We start from the raw sequence: 14,080 nt of genomic DNA on the forward strand, positions 1-14,080 counted from the left end.
GGCGCGTGTGCTCGTAGCGCCTGGTAGTAGCTAGGCGTCGGCATTCATTCAGGCCTTGGCCCGGATCGTTTCTGCGATCCGGGCCAAGGCCTTTTGCGTGCCGGTGGGGTGGGCGGTCAGGTGTGCGTAGGGGGTACGAAACGCCGAAGGGGCGTCTCGCCAGAAACGTTTCTGGCGAGACGCCCCTTCGGGCGTGGATCGTTGCGGTCGTCCGGTCTCGGGGCTCTGCCCCTGGGCGGCTACACCTTGCGGAGGGCGAAGGACAGGCTCAGGCCCTCGTCCGTGAAGGCGGAGCCGTACGTGTCGTCGGGCTCGGTCTGGGCGAAGTCCGTGGCGAGGACCTCGTCGGCGATCAGTTCCGCGTGCTCGGACAGGGCCGAGATCACCGCCGGGTCCGTGGACGTCCAGCGCAGGGCGATCCGGTCCGCCACGTCCAGGCCGCTGTTCTTGCGGGCCTCCTGGATCAGGCGGATCGCGTCACGGGCCAGGCCGGCCTGCCGCAGCTCCTCCGTGAGCTCCAGGTCGAGCGCCACCGTGGCGCCGGAGTCCGAGGCCACGGACCAGCCCTCGCGCGGGGTCTCCGTGATGATGACCTCATCCGGGGCGAGGTCGATCTTCTCGCCGTCGACCTCCACCGAGGCGTTCCCCTCGCGCAGGGCCAGGGAGAGCGCCGCGGCGTCCGCGTTCGCGACCGCCTTCGCCACGTCCTGGACGCGCTTGCCGAACCGCTTGCCGAGCGCCCGGAAGTTCGCCTTGGCGGTGGTGTCCACCAGGCTGCCGCCGACGTCCGAGAGCGAGGCCAGGGAGGAGACGTTCAGCTCCTCCGTGATCTGCGCCTGGAGCTCGGGGGAGAGCCCGGCGAAGCCCGTCGCCGCGACCAGCGCGCGCGAGAGCGGCTGGCGGGTCTTGACCCCCGACTCCGCGCGCGTGGCGCGACCGAGCTCCACGAGACGGCGGACCAGCGCCATCTGCGTCGACAGCTCCGGGTCGATCGCCGCGCGGTCGGCCTCGGGCCACGAGGACAGGTGCACCGACTCCGGGGCGTCCGGAGTGACCGGCACGACCAGGTCCTGCCACACCCGCTCCGCGATGAACGGCGTGAGCGGCGCCATCAGCTGAGTGATCGTCACCACCACGTCGTGCAGGGTGCGCAGCGCGGCCTTGTCGCCCTGCCAGAAACGGCGGCGCGAGCGACGCACGTACCAGTTGGAGAGGTCGTCGACGAACGCGGAGAGCAGCTTGCCGGCGCGCTGGGTGTCGTACGCCTCGAGGGACGTGGTGACCTCGTCCGTGAGCTGGTGCAGCTCGGACAGCAGCCAGCGGTCGAGCACCGTGCGGTCGGCCGGGGCCGGGTCCGCCTCGCTCGGCGCCCACTGCGACGTACGCGCGTACAGGGCCTGGAAGGCGACCGTGTTCCAGTACGTGAGGAGCGTCTTGCGGACGACCTCCTGGATGGTGCCGTGGCCGACGCGACGGGCCGCCCACGGGGAGCCGCCGGCCGCCATGAACCAGCGCACCGCGTCCGCGCCGTGACGGTCCATCAGCGGGATCGGGTCCAGCGTGTTGCCCAGGTGCTTGGACATCTTGCGGCCGTCCTCGGCGAGGATGTGGCCGAGGCAGACCACGTTCTCGTACGACGACTTGTCGAAGACCAGGGTGCCGACCGCCATGAGGGTGTAGAACCACCCGCGCGTCTGGTCGATGGCCTCGGAGATGAACTGCGCCGGGTAGCGGGACTCGAACAGTTCCTTGTTCTTGTACGGGTAGCCCCACTGCGCGAACGGCATGGAGCCCGAGTCGTACCAGGCGTCGATGACCTCAGGCACGCGGACGGCCGGCAGCGCGCAGCCTTCGTGGGTGCACGTGAACGTGACGTCGTCGATGTACGGGCGGTGCGGGTCGAGGGACGACTGGTCCGTGCCGGTCAGCTCGGACAGCTCCTCGCGCGAGCCGACGCAGGTGAGGTGGTTCTCCTCACAGCGCCAGATCGGCAGCGGGGTGCCCCAGTAGCGGTTGCGGGACAGCGCCCAGTCGATGTTGTTGTTCAGCCAGTCGCCGAAGCGGCCGTGCTTGACCGTCTCCGGGAACCAGTTGGTGCCCTCGTTCTCCTGAAGGAGACGGTCCTTGATGGCCGTGGTGCGGATGTACCAGGACGGCTGCGCGTAGTACAGCAGCGCCGTGTGGCAGCGCCAGCAGTGCGGGTAGCTGTGCTCGTACGGGAGGTGCTTGAAGAGCAGACCGCGGTTCTTCAGATCCTCGGTCAGCTGTTCGTCGGCCTTCTTGAAGAAGACGCCGCCGACCAGGCCGAGGCCCTCCTCGAAGGTGCCGTCGGGCATGACCGGGTTCACGACCGGCATGCCGTACGAGCGGCAGACCTTGAGGTCGTCCTCACCGAAGGCGGGGGCCTGGTGGACCAGACCCGTACCGTCCTCGGTCGTCACGTACTCGGCGTTGACGACGTAGTGGGCCTCCGGCTCCTCCGGGAACTCCACCAGCTCGAACGGACGTTGGTACTTCCAGCGCTCCATCTCCGCGCCGGTGAAGGACTCGCCGGTCGTCTCCCAGCCCTCGCCGAGCGCCTTCTCGACGAGCGGCTCGGCGACGACGAGCTTCTCCTCGCCGTTGGTGGCGACGACGTACGTCACGTCGGGGTGCGCCGCGACGGCCGTGTTGGACACCAGGGTCCACGGGGTCGTCGTCCACACCAGGAGCGAGGCCTGACCCGCCAGCGGACCGGAGGTGAGCGGGAAGCGGACAAAGACCGAGGGGTCGACGACCGTCTCGTAGCCCTGCGCCAGCTCGTGGTCGGAGAGGCCGGTGCCGCAGCGCGGGCACCAGGGGGCGACGCGGTGGTCCTGGACCAGCAGGCCCTTGTTGAAGATCTCCTTCAGCGACCACCAGACCGAGTCGACGTACTCCGGATTCATCGTCCGGTACGCGTCGTCGAGGTCGACCCAGTACCCCATGCGGGTCGTCAGGTCGGAGAAGGCGTCGGTGTGCCGGGTCACGGACTCGCGGCACTTGGCGTTGAACTCGGCGATGCCGTACGCCTCGATGTCCTTCTTGCCGCTGAAGCCGAGCTCCTTCTCGACCGCCAGCTCCACCGGGAGGCCGTGACAGTCCCAGCCCGCCTTGCGGGCCACGTGGTAGCCGCGCATCGTGCGGAACCGGGGGAACACGTCCTTGAAGACGCGGGCCTCGATGTGGTGGGCGCCCGGCATGCCGTTGGCCGTCGGCGGGCCCTCGTAGAACACCCACTCGGGGCGTCCCTCGGACTGCTCCAGGGTCTTGGCGAAGATCTTCTGCTCGCGCCAGAAGTCGAGCACCGCGTGCTCGAGGGCGGGCAGGTCGACCTGGGCGGGCACCTGGCGGTACTGCGTCATCAGTCTTCCTCCGGCGGATCTGCCTTCTTCCGTCGGAGGGACGAGAGGCTGCTGCGCCGTGTGCGGCGCGCTCCCGCGGTACCACCCTCCTTGGCCCGCCGGGGCGTGGTGCGCTCCGGTGAGCCCCCTCATTGGGGTCGCGATGCCGGGTCTACTGGCCGCGGGCTGTGCGCTGCGGCGTTCTTCCGGCGGCTCCGGGGTGATCTTCGCGTCGCGCTCGCCGCCGGGCTTCCACCGTCCCCGGTTCGCTCTTGGCTGCGTACGCCGCTACTCGGCCCCATCCACGCTTCTCGCTCCGCCCAGTGTACGGCGCCCGGGAGGGGTCGGCCGACCGGTTTTCGCGGGGGCCCGGGCGGGCGGGGCGCGGGTGCGTCGGGTGACCCGAATGGCCATACGCCGGCTGTCCGATCCTCGCCGGTCGCCGGGTGGTCCGGGGGCGTACGGGACACCGGCGGATTACCAAGCGGGGAGCTGGGCACAACGCTTGCAGGTTCGTCGCGGGTCGGTCACGGGACCGTCGCGCGGGGCCTGGCCCCGTGGTGCGCCCCGTTGCCGCGGGCCCGGAGTCGATTTATCGTCCCAGCACGATTCGCGAGCAAGATCACAAATTGTGAAGGGGCCGCGACCATGGTGGCGAAGAAGACCGCCGTTCAGCAGTCGGAGTCCGGGAGAACCACGGGCGCGGCGGCCTCCCCGAAGGAGACGCCCACCGGCAAGAAGAAGTCGACCGCCGCGGCGCACACGACGGCCCGCAAGCAGACGAGTGCGAAGGCCACGACCACGAAGACGGCAGCGAAGAAGGCCACGACCAAGGCACCGGAGAAGGCCACGGCCAAGAAGGCGGCGCCGGCGAAGAGCGCGAGCAGGAGCACGGCCAAGAAGACGACCACGGGCAAGGCGGCCGCCGCGGCCAAGAAGAAGACCGCGGCCACGTCGAGCGCGGCCGCGAAGGCGGAGGACAAGGATCCGGGCGTGGGGAAGACGGGTACGCACGCCGAGGGGACGGGGGAGAAGGCGGACGGCGCCGGCCGGGCCGGCGGGCGCAAGGGCGCGAAGAAGACGGTCGCCTCCGCGGCCGAGGACGCGGCCGAGGCCGCGAAGACGACGGGAGCCACGACAGTGGTTGCGAAGAAGACTCAGGGCACGGCCACGGCGACCAAGAAGCCGGGCGCGGTCCCCAAGGCGCGCGGCACCGCCGAAGCCGGTGAGCTGGCCGTCCGCCCGGGCGAGGATCCCTGGACCCCGGAGGAGGCCGAGGAGGCGCGCGCCGAGCTGCAGAGCGAGGTGCTGCGGCTCGGGCACGAGATCGCCGCCGCGGAGGAGGGCCTCGCGGGGCTGATGCGCGACTCCGGGGACGGGGCCGGCGACGACGACGCGGACACCGGCACCAAGAACATCACCCGTGAGCACGAGATGTCGCTCGCCGCCAACGCGCGGGAGATGCTGCTCCAGACCGAGCGGGCCCTGGAGCGCCTGGACGCGGGGACGTACGGGCTCTGCGAGAACTGCGGGAACCCGATCGGTAAGGCGCGCATGCAGGCGTTCCCGCGCGCGACCCTGTGCGTCGAGTGCAAGCAGAAGCAGGAGCGCCGCTACTGAGCGACGGCCGCGCCCGCGCACGGGCACCGGCCCATGGGGGCGCGGCCCCGCGTGCCGTACTCTCGTCCTCAGTCAGGTACTAGGTTGAGGGACTCACGTGGCAGAGGCGGAGCGCATCATCGGTACGCCGGATTCCCCGGATGCGGGGGCAGCCGAGCCGGAGCGGCCCGATGAGGTCGACGAGCAGGTCCAGGACCGGCCGAGGGGCAGGCGGCGGATCGCCGTGCTGTTCGCCGTGGCCGCGCTCGCGTACATCCTGGACCTGGGCAGCAAGCTGATCGTGGTGGCGAAGCTGGAGCACCGCGACGCCATCCACATCATCGGTGACTGGCTCCAGCTCGAAGTGATCAGGAATCCGGGTGCCGCCTGGGGCATCGGCGAGGCCTTCACGATCATCTTCACCCTGATCGCGGCCGCCGTGATCGTCGTGATCGCCCGGCTCGCCCGGAAGCTCTACAGCACGCCCTGGGCGATCGCCCTCGGCCTGCTGCTCGGCGGGGCGCTCGGCAACCTCACGGACCGGATCTTCCGGGCGCCGGGCGTCTTCGAGGGCGCGGTGGTGGACTTCATCGCGCCCAAGCACTACCCGGTGTTCAACCTCGCCGACTCGGCGATCGTGTGCGGCGGCATCCTGATCGTGCTGCTGTCCTTCCGCGGCATCGACCCGGACGGGACCGTCCACAAGGACTGAGCTCAGGGACTGAGCCCCAGGTCACGGGGCTCATGTGCGGGAGTGTCGGTGGGCTCCTGCATACTCGATGGGTGAGCACGATTCCCGAGGTCCGCACCCTGCCCGTACCCGACGGCCTGGAGGGCGAGCGCGTAGACGCCGCCATCTCGCGCATGTTCGGCTTCTCCCGCACCAAGGCCGCCGAGCTCGCCGCCGCCGGAAAGGTGGCGGTCGACGGCTCGGTCGTGGGCAAGTCCGAGCGGGTGCACGGCGGCGCCTGGATGGAAGTGGAGATGCCGCAGGCACCCGCTCCCGTGCAGATCGTCGCCGAGCCCGTCGAGGGCATGGAGATCGTGCACGACGACGACGACATCGTCGTGATCATGAAGCCCGTGGGGGTCGCCGCCCACCCCAGCCCCGGCTGGACCGGGACGACGGTGATCGGTGGCCTCGCCGCCGCCGGGTACCGGATCTCGACGTCCGGCGCCGCCGAGCGCCAGGGCATCGTGCACCGGCTCGACGTGGGCACCTCGGGCCTGATGGTCGTCGCCAAGTCGGAGCGGGCGTACACGTCGCTGAAGCGTCAGTTCAAGGAGCGCGTCCCGGACAAGCGGTACAACGCGCTGGTGCAGGGCCACCCCGACCCCATGAGCGGCACCATCGACGCCCCGATCGGGCGCCACCCGAACCACGACTACAAGTGGGCCGTGACCGCCGAGGGCAAGCCGTCCGTCACGCACTACGACCTCATCGAGGCCTTCCGCGCCGCCTCGCTGCTCGACATCAAGCTGGAGACGGGGCGCACGCACCAGATCCGCGTCCACATGTCGGCGCACCGGCACCCGTGCGTCGGCGACCTGACGTACGGCGCGGACCCCACGCTCGCGAAGCGGCTCGGGCTCACGCGGCAGTGGCTGCACGCGGTGCGGCTCGGCTTCGAGCACCCGGCGGACGGCCAGTGGGTCGAGTTCGAGAGCGAGTACCCGCAGGATCTGCAGACGGCCCTCGACCGGGTCAGGGCGGAGAGCGCATGAGCACCCCGCGGCCCGCGTACGTGACCCGCGTCGCCGAGGACGAGGCGGACCGGCAGGCCTGTTTCGCCGTCCGCAAGGAAGTCTTCGTCGTCGAGCAGCGGGTGCCCGAGGACCTCGAGTACGACGCCTACGACGCTGGGGCCGTGCACGTCCTCGCCGTCCGGCAGGACGGGGAGCCGCTCGGCACCGGCCGCCTGCTGACGGGCGAGGCCGCCGCCGTGAAGAACGGCGGGGCGGCGGACGTCGGCGCTCTCGGGCGGCTCGCGGTGACGAAGGCGGCGCGCGGCCTCGGCGTCGGCGCGGCGCTGGTGCTGGCCATCGAGGACGCGGCCCGCGCGCGTGGGCTCGCCGCCGTGGACCTGCACGCGCAGACGCACGCGCTGGGGTTCTACGAGCGCCTGGGGTACGTCGCGTACGGGCCGGAGTTCCTCGACGCCGGCATCGACCACCGTGCGATGCGGAAGGTGCTCGGCTAGCCGACGGCGGCATCGCGCCCCTGTGGCGCCGTGGCCCCGGGGCCCAAAAAGACCGGTTTGATCTGAAGCGCGTGGCACTCTTGAGGCCGGAACGCACATGATCGTCGAGTCTGGTCGGAGTCCCCTGTGGATCAATTGGCCCTGCTGTTCGTGCTGTTGCTCGGGGCCGTGCTGACCGTCCCGCTCGGTGACCGGCTCGGCCTGCCCTCCCCGGTCCTGATGACCCTGCTCGGTATCGCCCTGGCGCTGATCCAGGCGGTGCCGAACGTCGACATCAACCCGGATCTGATCCTCCCGCTCGTGCTGCCACCGCTGCTCTACGCGGCCGTGCACCGCACGTCCTGGCGCCAGTTCGCGGCCAACAAACGGCCGATCTTCCTGCTCGCCGTCGCCCTGGTCTTCGTCACCACGGCCGCGGTCGCTTTCGTCGCCGACGCCATCGTGCCGGGCCTGCCGGTCGCCGCGGCCGTCGCGCTCGGCGCGCTCGTGGCGCCGCCCGACCCGGTCGCCGCGACCGCCGTCGCGGGCCAACTCGGCCTGCCCCGGCGCATGGTGTCGATCCTGGAGGGCGAGGGCCTGTTCAACGACGTGACCGCGATCGTGCTGTACCACGTCGCGATCGCCGCCGCCGTCAGCGGCACCTTCTCGCTGCCGCGGGCCGCGCTCGACCTGGTCCTGTCCGCGGTCGTCGCCATCGCCGTCGGCTGGGGGCTCGGCTGGGTCGCCAACAAGCTCATCGGCTACCTCGGCGACGCCACGCTCCAGATCGGCCTCACGCTCCTCATCCCCTACGCCTCGTACACACTCGCCGAGGAGCTCAAGGGTTCGGGCGTGCTCGCGGTCCTGACCACGGCCATGTTCCTGGCCGAGCACGCCTTCGACGCCGACGACGTGCTGACGCGGCTCACCGGGCGGGCCTTCTGGGACGTCGTGGACACCCTCGTCACGGGCGTCGCGTTCGGCCTCATCGGCCTGGAGGTGCACAACGTCCTCAGGACCGCGGAGGGCCGCTGGGGCGAGATGTTCGGCTGGGCGGGCGCGGTCGTCGGGGTCGTCATCGTCGTACGGCTGTTGTGGCTGTTGCCGATGACGTGGGTGACCCGGCGGATGCACCTGCGGCGCGACGTCGACGAGGACATCCCGGTGAGCTGGCGCGAGACGGTCGTCATGTGGTGGGCCGGAATGCGCGGCGTGGCCTCGGTGGCCCTGGCCCTCGCCATCCCGCTGACCATGGACGACGGTTCGCCCTTCCCGCAACGGGACGAGATCGTCTTCCTCGCGTTCGGGGTGATCATGGCGACCCTGGTGCTGCAGGGCCTGAGCCTGCCGTGGCTGGTGCGGAAGCTGGGGGTGCGCAGCGACGACACCGCCGAGCGGGAGTTCGAGCGGCAGCTCGCGGTGCGCGCCGCGAAGGCGGCGAAGCGGCGGCTCAAGGAGATCGAGGAGGTCGAGGAGCTGCCGGAGGAGGTGCAGGAGCAGATGCTGCGCCGCGCGTTCGACATCGGCCTGCGCATCAACCCGGAGATCGGCGCGGATGAGCGGCGCGAGAAGCAGACCAGGCGGGTCGCCCGGATCAAGCGGATCCGCCGGATCCAGGCCGAGATGATGTCGGCGGCCCGGCACGAGGTCCTCGCGGCCCGCAGCGAACCGGGCTCCGACCCGGAGGTGGTCGACCGCGTACTCAGGAAACTGGACGTGCGTAGTTTGCGTTAGAAGTCGGCGTACGGTCCGCGCGGCGTTCTAGGCTCGTGTGTATGGCACGCAACGTGATAATCACCGGCGGCGGTACAGGAATCGGGCTCGCGGCGGCCAACGCCTTCGCCGCGGAGGGGGACAGGGTACTGCTGGTCGGGCGGCGGATCGAGGTCCTGGAGAAGGCGGGGGTGCCCGGCGCCCTGAAGTACCCGGCCGACCTCGGCACGGTCGAAGGGGCGCGCGGCGCCGCCGACTTCGCGCTCGAGGCGTTCGAGGGGACGGTCGACGTGATCGTGCACAGCGCCGGCGGTTTCGGCGCCCGGACGCTCCCGGCCCCACAAGGGGCCGATCCGCTCGAGGCCGTCGCCCACGACTGGAACGCCAACTTCCGGATCAATACGCTCACATCGGTCCTGCTCACCGAGGCGCTGCGCGAGCACCTGGCCTCGCCCGGCGGCCGGATCGTGTTCGTCTCCTCCATCGCCGCGCTGCGCGGCTCGAACCAGGGCTCCTACGGCGCCGCCAAGGCGGCCCTGCACCCATATACGTACGACCTCGCCAGGGCCCTCGGTCCGCGCGGCATCACGGTGAACACCGTCGCGCCCGGCTACATCGAGGACACCGACTTCTTCGGGCCCTCGATGCCCGAGGCGGAGTACCGGCGCCGGGTCGACGCCATCCCGACCGGCCGCGCGGGCAGGCCCGAGGACATCGCGGAAACCGTGCTGTGGCTCGCGTCACCGGGCGGCGGCCATGTCAGCGGGCAGATCATCCAGGTCAACGGAGGGGAGTTCCTGGGGCGTTAGGGCACAGGGGAGTCAGCCCCGGCCCGTCCGGGGCGCATGGCCGTTGCGGGTGAGCACGTGGTCCGGCAGGGAGTCCATCTCGTCCGGGGCGACCAGGGCCGTCGCCGTGTTGATCCGCGGCAGCGCGTACGGGTGCTGATCGGTCAGCCAGCGCACGAGCTGCTCGCGGACCTGGACCCGCACCGTCCAGATGTCGTCCGCGTCCTTGGCGGTGACCAGTGCGCGGACCTGAAGCGTGCTGGGCGTCGTGTCGGTGACGGCGAGGCCCCAGTCGCGGCCGTCCCAGGCGGCACACTCGCGCAGGATGTCGTGCAGCTTCTCGCGCATCTCGGGCACGGGCGCGCTGTGGTCGAGGTGGAAGAAGACGGTGCCGGTCATCTGGGCGCCGCCGCGCGACCAGTTCTCGAACGGCTTCGACGTGAAGTACGAGACCGGCATGGTGATGCGGCGCTCGTCCCAGGTGCGCACGGCGAGGAAGGTGAGAGTGATCTCCTCGACCGTGCCCCACTCGCCGTCCACGACCACGGTGTCCCCTATCCGCACCATGTCGCCGAACGCGATCTGCAGGCCCGCGAAGAGGTTGCCGAGCGTGGACTGCGCGGCGACACCGGCGACGATGCCCAGCAGACCGGCCGAGGCCAGCAGCGAGGCCCCGGCCGCTCTGAACGAGGGGAACGTCAGGAGCATCACGGCCGCAGAGACCACGCCGACGACCGCGATGACGACGCGCTGGATCAGGGTGACCTGGGTGCGCACCCGGCGGACCCGGGCCGGATCGCGCTGGGCGGTGGCGTAGCGGGCGTAGGACGACTCGACGACGGCGGAGGAGACACGGACGGCGAGCCAGGCGGTGGCGCCGATCAGCACCAGGTTGAGCGTTTCTCCAACGGCTCCGTAGTGCTTCTCCGCGAGGCCCGCCTGGTCGTACGAGCCCCTCAGCAGCGCCGCGCAGAGCACGAGCTGGAGCGGCAGCCGGCAGCGGCGCAGCAGCCCCCACAGCGGCGTCTCGTGGTGGCGCTGGTCGGTGCGGAGCAGCAACCGGTCGACCGCCCACCCCACCAACAGCGTGAGCACGACCGAGCCACCGATGACGATCAGCGGGCGCAGTACGTTCTCCATGCCACGACGGTAACCGGGATCGGGCGCGGCTAACCTGCGGGGGCCCTGGCACCATGGAGCCCATGAACATCATGCTTTTCCATTCGGCGTTCGGTCTGCGGCCCGCCGTCGAGGCCGCCGCCGACCGGCTGCGGGCCGCCGGGCACGAGGTGTGGACCCCTGATCTCTTCGAGGGCCGCACCTTCGACACCGTCGAGGAGGGCATGGCCTTCAAGGACGAGATCGGCAAGGACGAGCTGCTCAAGCGCGCCGTCCTGGCGGCCGCGCCCTACTCCGACCGTGGTCTCGTCTACGCCGGGTTCTCGTTCGGCGCCGCGACCGCGCAGACCCTCGCCCTCGGCGACGACAAGGCGAAGGGGCTGCTGCTCCTGCACGGCACGTCCGACATCGCGGAGGGCGTCGCCGTGGACGAGCTCCCGGTCCAGCTGCACGTCGCGGAGCCCGACCCGTTCGAGACGGACGACTGGCTGACCGCCTGGTACCTGCAGATGGGGCGCGCGGGAGCGGACGTGGAGGTCTACCGGTACGCCGGGGCGGGACACCTCTACACCGACCCCGATCTCCCGGACTACGACGAGGAGGCCGCCGAGGCCACCTGGCGGGTGGCGCTCGGCTTCCTCGAAACCCTTTAGCCCACGGGCGCGTCGGCCCGCTCGACCTTCTGGGTGCCGGTGCGGGTGCGGTACGAGCGCTGCCAGGCCGACGTCGCGTTCTGGTCGGCGCGGTCGGAGATCACGTAGTAGTCCATCTGCGTCCGCTCGGCCGTGACGTCCAGGACGCCGTATCCGTGGCGGTCCATGTCCAGCCAGCGCACGTGCCGGTTGGCCGCCTTGATGGCGCCCTCGGCGACCGTGGAGAGCGTGTCCGGGGCGACGTGCAGGATGTCGTCCAGGTTGTCGGAGGTCACGGACGTGACCACGAACTCCGTCGCGGCGGAGGGGGACAGCGGATACGTCGCCGCCTTGACCGGCACGTCGTTGGCCCACGCCATGTGGATGTCGCCGGTCAGGAAGACGGTGTCGCGGACGGCGTGCTCGCGCAGATGGGAGATGAGTTCGGCGCGGTCGTGCGTGTAGCCGTCCCACTGGTCGACATTGATCGCCAGGCCCTCCTTCGGGAGGCCGAGCAGCTCGGCCAGCGGGCCCGCGATGTGGGCGGGCAGCGAACCGAAGGCGACCGGCGAGATCATCACCGAGGTGCCGACGAGTTTCCAGCGCGCGCTCGAGGCGGTGAGGCCCGACTTCAGCCAGTCGAGCTGGGCGCGGCCGGTGATCGTGCGCTCCGGGGAGTCCACGGCGCCGTTGCCGACGCTCGACTGCTCGGAGCGGAACGAGCGCAGGTCGAGCAGGTGGAGGTCGGCGAGCGAGCCGAACCGGAGCCGCCTGAAGACCGTGCCCGCGGTGGACGGGCGGACCGGCATCCACTCGAAGTAGGCCTGCTTCGCGGCCTGTTGGCGCGCCGCCCAGTCGCCCTCGGTGTCCGGCGTGTGGTTCTCCGCGCCGCCCGACCAGGCGTCGTTGGCGAACTCGTGGTCGTCCCAGATCGCGATCAGCGGGTGCGCGGCCTGCATCGCCTGCACGTCCGGGTCGGTCTTGGTCTGGCCGTGCCGGGTGCGGTAGTCGGCGAGCGAGACGATCTCGTGGGTGGGCCGGTGCTGCCGGACCGTGTAGTCGGCGGTCGGGTACTCGCCCGTCTTGTACTCGTAGAGGTAGTCGCCGAGGTGCAGGACCGCGTCAAGGTCGGTGCGGGCGGCCAGGTGCCGGTACGAGGAGTAGTAGCCGGCCTCCCAGTTGGCGCAGGAGACGACGCCGAAGCGCAGGCCGTCGGGGGACGCGTCGGCGGCGGGGGTGGTGCGGGTGCGGCCCACGGGGGAGCGGGCGTCGTCCACGGAGAAGCGGAAGTAATAGGCGGTCGCCGGGCGCAGGCCCCTTACATCGGCCTTGACCGTGTGGTCGGATGCGGCGCTCGCGGTCACGGCCCCCCGGCCGACGACCTGACGGAAGGCCTTGTCCTCGGCTATTTCCCAGGTCACCCGCACGTCGGCGCCCTTGCCGGAGCCGGGCACCGCGTCGGCGGCCGGTGTCACGCGCGTCCACAGCAGGACCCCGTCGGGCAGAGGGTCGCCGGACGCGATGCCGTGCAGGAAGGCGGGGGCCTCGGCGGCGTGGGCCGGGGCGGTGGCGGTGAGCGGCGCGGCGAGCGCGGCGCCCGCGGCCGCGGCCTTGACGACCGTACGGCGGCTCGGGGTACCGGGGGTGCCGGGCGTGGTTCTGGGAACGGATTGATGAAGTCGACTGGTCACAGCCGGTCAGACTACTGACTGGTAGCTACAAAGAGCGGGCGAACCCGAAAGGTTCGCCCGCTCTTCGTCTGCGTGTGGACCGGCCGTCAGCCCTTGAGGGCCTTCTCGGTCGCGGTCTTGTACTCGGCCACGGTCATCGGGGCGTTCTGGCCGTCCGAACCGGTCAGCTTCTTGCCGTCCATGACCAGGCTCGGGGTGCCGGTGACCTGGTCCTTGTTGGTGTCGAACGTCTTGGACATCTTCATGGCCCAGTCGTCGTACGTACCGTCCGTGACGTCCTTCTGGAACGCCTTGTTGTTCTTGAGGGAGTCCACGGTGTCGGCGACCTTGATCAGGTAGTCGTCGTCCTTGAACTTGTCGTCGGTCTCCTCGGGGTGGAACTTCGCCGAGTAGAGCGCCGACTTGTAGTCGAGGAAGGCGTCCTGGCTCACATTGAGGGCCGCGCCGAGCGCGCTCAGCGCGTTCTTCGAGCCCTCGCCGTTGGTGCCGACATCGCCCTTGGCCGCGCTGTCGCCGTCGAGGAACGTGCCGCCGATGTACTGGAGCTTGAACTTGCCGTCCTCGACGTCCTTGTGGAGCGTCGGGCCGACCGTCTGCTCGAAGGAGGCGCACACGGGGCAGCGCGAGTCCTCGTAGAGCTTCAGGGTCTTCTTCGCGTCGGCCTTGCCGATGACGACGGTCGTGCCGTCCTTGCCCGAGGTGTGCGCGGGCGCCTTCACGGCGGAGGACTTGGCGTCCATCGCCGTCTCCCAGTGGGAGGGCTTGTTGGCCTGCATCACCGCGTAGCCGACGCCGCCGGCTATCGCCAGGACCGCGACGATCGATATGCCGACGATCGTCTGCCGCTTCGTCTTGTCCCGCTTGGCCTGGCGCTCGCGTTCGGCGCGCAGCCGCTCACGGGCCGCGTTCTTCGACTGCTGGGTGTTGCGCTTGCTCATGGTCGTGCTCCGTAGGTGAGTGACATGCGTATGGGGGCCTGCCGTGCCGGGCCCGAGC

At 70.7% G+C, this 14,080-nt stretch carries 11 protein-coding genes; 7 read left to right on the forward strand and 4 right to left on the reverse strand.

Annotated features, from left to right (window positions below):
* Positions 1 to 239: 239 nt before the first annotated feature.
* Positions 240 to 3,383, reverse strand: a complete 3,144-nt coding sequence (gene ileS / locus ACP4E5_RS32420) for an isoleucine--tRNA ligase (RefSeq protein WP_425834926.1) — start codon at positions 3,381 to 3,383, stop codon at positions 240 to 242.
* 627 nt (positions 3,384 to 4,010) lie between these two features.
* Here ileS and ACP4E5_RS32425 point away from each other — a divergent pair.
* The 6 genes from ACP4E5_RS32425 (at position 4,011) to ACP4E5_RS32450 (ending at position 9,663) form a co-directional block, all read left to right on the forward strand.
* Positions 4,011 to 4,982 carry a TraR/DksA family transcriptional regulator gene (locus tag ACP4E5_RS32425; protein WP_425834928.1) on the forward strand — a complete coding sequence of 324 codons (972 nt, stop codon included), beginning with the start codon at positions 4,011 to 4,013 and terminating at the stop codon, positions 4,980 to 4,982.
* A 97-nt stretch (positions 4,983 to 5,079) separates the two neighbouring features.
* Positions 5,080 to 5,673, forward strand: a complete 594-nt coding sequence (lspA, locus tag ACP4E5_RS32430; RefSeq protein WP_425834930.1) for a signal peptidase II — start codon at positions 5,080 to 5,082, stop codon at positions 5,671 to 5,673.
* A 71-nt stretch (positions 5,674 to 5,744) separates the two neighbouring features.
* A complete protein-coding gene (locus tag ACP4E5_RS32435; RefSeq protein WP_425834932.1) occupies positions 5,745 to 6,686 on the forward strand; it encodes an RluA family pseudouridine synthase in 942 nt (313 codons plus the stop codon).
* Positions 6,683 to 7,162, forward strand: coding sequence for a GNAT family N-acetyltransferase (locus ACP4E5_RS32440; protein ID WP_425834934.1), 480 nt, complete (start codon positions 6,683 to 6,685; stop codon positions 7,160 to 7,162). Before ACP4E5_RS32435 ends, ACP4E5_RS32440 begins: the two co-directional genes overlap by 4 nt.
* 126 nt (positions 7,163 to 7,288) lie before the next feature.
* A complete protein-coding gene (locus tag ACP4E5_RS32445; protein WP_425834936.1) occupies positions 7,289 to 8,875 on the forward strand; it encodes a Na+/H+ antiporter in 1,587 nt (528 codons plus the stop codon).
* A 41-nt stretch (positions 8,876 to 8,916) separates the two neighbouring features.
* On the forward strand, positions 8,917 to 9,663 hold the full coding sequence (locus ACP4E5_RS32450; RefSeq protein ID WP_425834938.1) for an SDR family NAD(P)-dependent oxidoreductase: 747 nt from the start codon (positions 8,917 to 8,919) through the stop codon (positions 9,661 to 9,663).
* A gap of 12 nt (positions 9,664 to 9,675) precedes the next feature.
* On the opposite strand, the gene ACP4E5_RS32455 is transcribed toward ACP4E5_RS32450, so the two are convergent.
* On the reverse strand, positions 9,676 to 10,782 hold the full coding sequence (locus ACP4E5_RS32455) for a mechanosensitive ion channel family protein (RefSeq protein WP_425834940.1): 1,107 nt from the start codon (positions 10,780 to 10,782) through the stop codon (positions 9,676 to 9,678).
* A gap of 62 nt (positions 10,783 to 10,844) precedes the next feature.
* On the opposite strand from ACP4E5_RS32455, the gene ACP4E5_RS32460 reads away from it, so the two are divergent.
* Positions 10,845 to 11,414, forward strand: a complete 570-nt coding sequence (locus tag ACP4E5_RS32460; RefSeq protein ID WP_385768826.1) for a dienelactone hydrolase family protein — start codon at positions 10,845 to 10,847, stop codon at positions 11,412 to 11,414.
* Here the strand turns inward: ACP4E5_RS32460 and ACP4E5_RS32465 are convergent.
* Positions 11,411 to 13,084, reverse strand: coding sequence for an alkaline phosphatase D family protein (locus tag ACP4E5_RS32465; protein ID WP_425834943.1), 1,674 nt, complete (start codon positions 13,082 to 13,084; stop codon positions 11,411 to 11,413). The two genes, ACP4E5_RS32460 and ACP4E5_RS32465, sit on opposite strands and share 4 nt — an antisense overlap.
* A gap of 86 nt (positions 13,085 to 13,170) precedes the next feature.
* On the reverse strand, positions 13,171 to 14,022 hold the full coding sequence (locus ACP4E5_RS32470; RefSeq protein WP_425834945.1) for a thioredoxin domain-containing protein: 852 nt from the start codon (positions 14,020 to 14,022) through the stop codon (positions 13,171 to 13,173).
* Between the last annotated feature and the right edge of the window lie 58 nt (positions 14,023 to 14,080).

The organism is Streptomyces fractus (assembly GCF_049844455.1).
GTDB lineage: Bacteria > Actinomycetota > Actinomycetes > Streptomycetales > Streptomycetaceae > Streptomyces > Streptomyces fractus.

What these genes read in the sequence shown, in the direction of transcription:
- ileS (WP_425834926.1), bottom strand. Translation starts at nt 3,383, where the DNA reads ATGACGCAGTACCGCCAGGTGCCCGCCCAGGTCGACCTGCCCGCCCTC.
- ACP4E5_RS32425 (WP_425834928.1), top strand. Translation starts at nt 4,011, where the DNA reads ATGGTGGCGAAGAAGACCGCCGTTCAGCAGTCGGAGTCCGGGAGAACC.
- ACP4E5_RS32440 (WP_425834934.1), top strand. Translation starts at nt 6,683, where the DNA reads ATGAGCACCCCGCGGCCCGCGTACGTGACCCGCGTCGCCGAGGACGAG.
- ACP4E5_RS32450 (WP_425834938.1), top strand. Translation starts at nt 8,917, where the DNA reads ATGGCACGCAACGTGATAATCACCGGCGGCGGTACAGGAATCGGGCTC.
- ACP4E5_RS32455 (WP_425834940.1), bottom strand. Translation starts at nt 10,782, where the DNA reads ATGGAGAACGTACTGCGCCCGCTGATCGTCATCGGTGGCTCGGTCGTG.
- ACP4E5_RS32460 (WP_385768826.1), top strand. Translation starts at nt 10,845, where the DNA reads ATGAACATCATGCTTTTCCATTCGGCGTTCGGTCTGCGGCCCGCCGTC.
- ACP4E5_RS32470 (WP_425834945.1), bottom strand. Translation starts at nt 14,022, where the DNA reads ATGAGCAAGCGCAACACCCAGCAGTCGAAGAACGCGGCCCGTGAGCGG.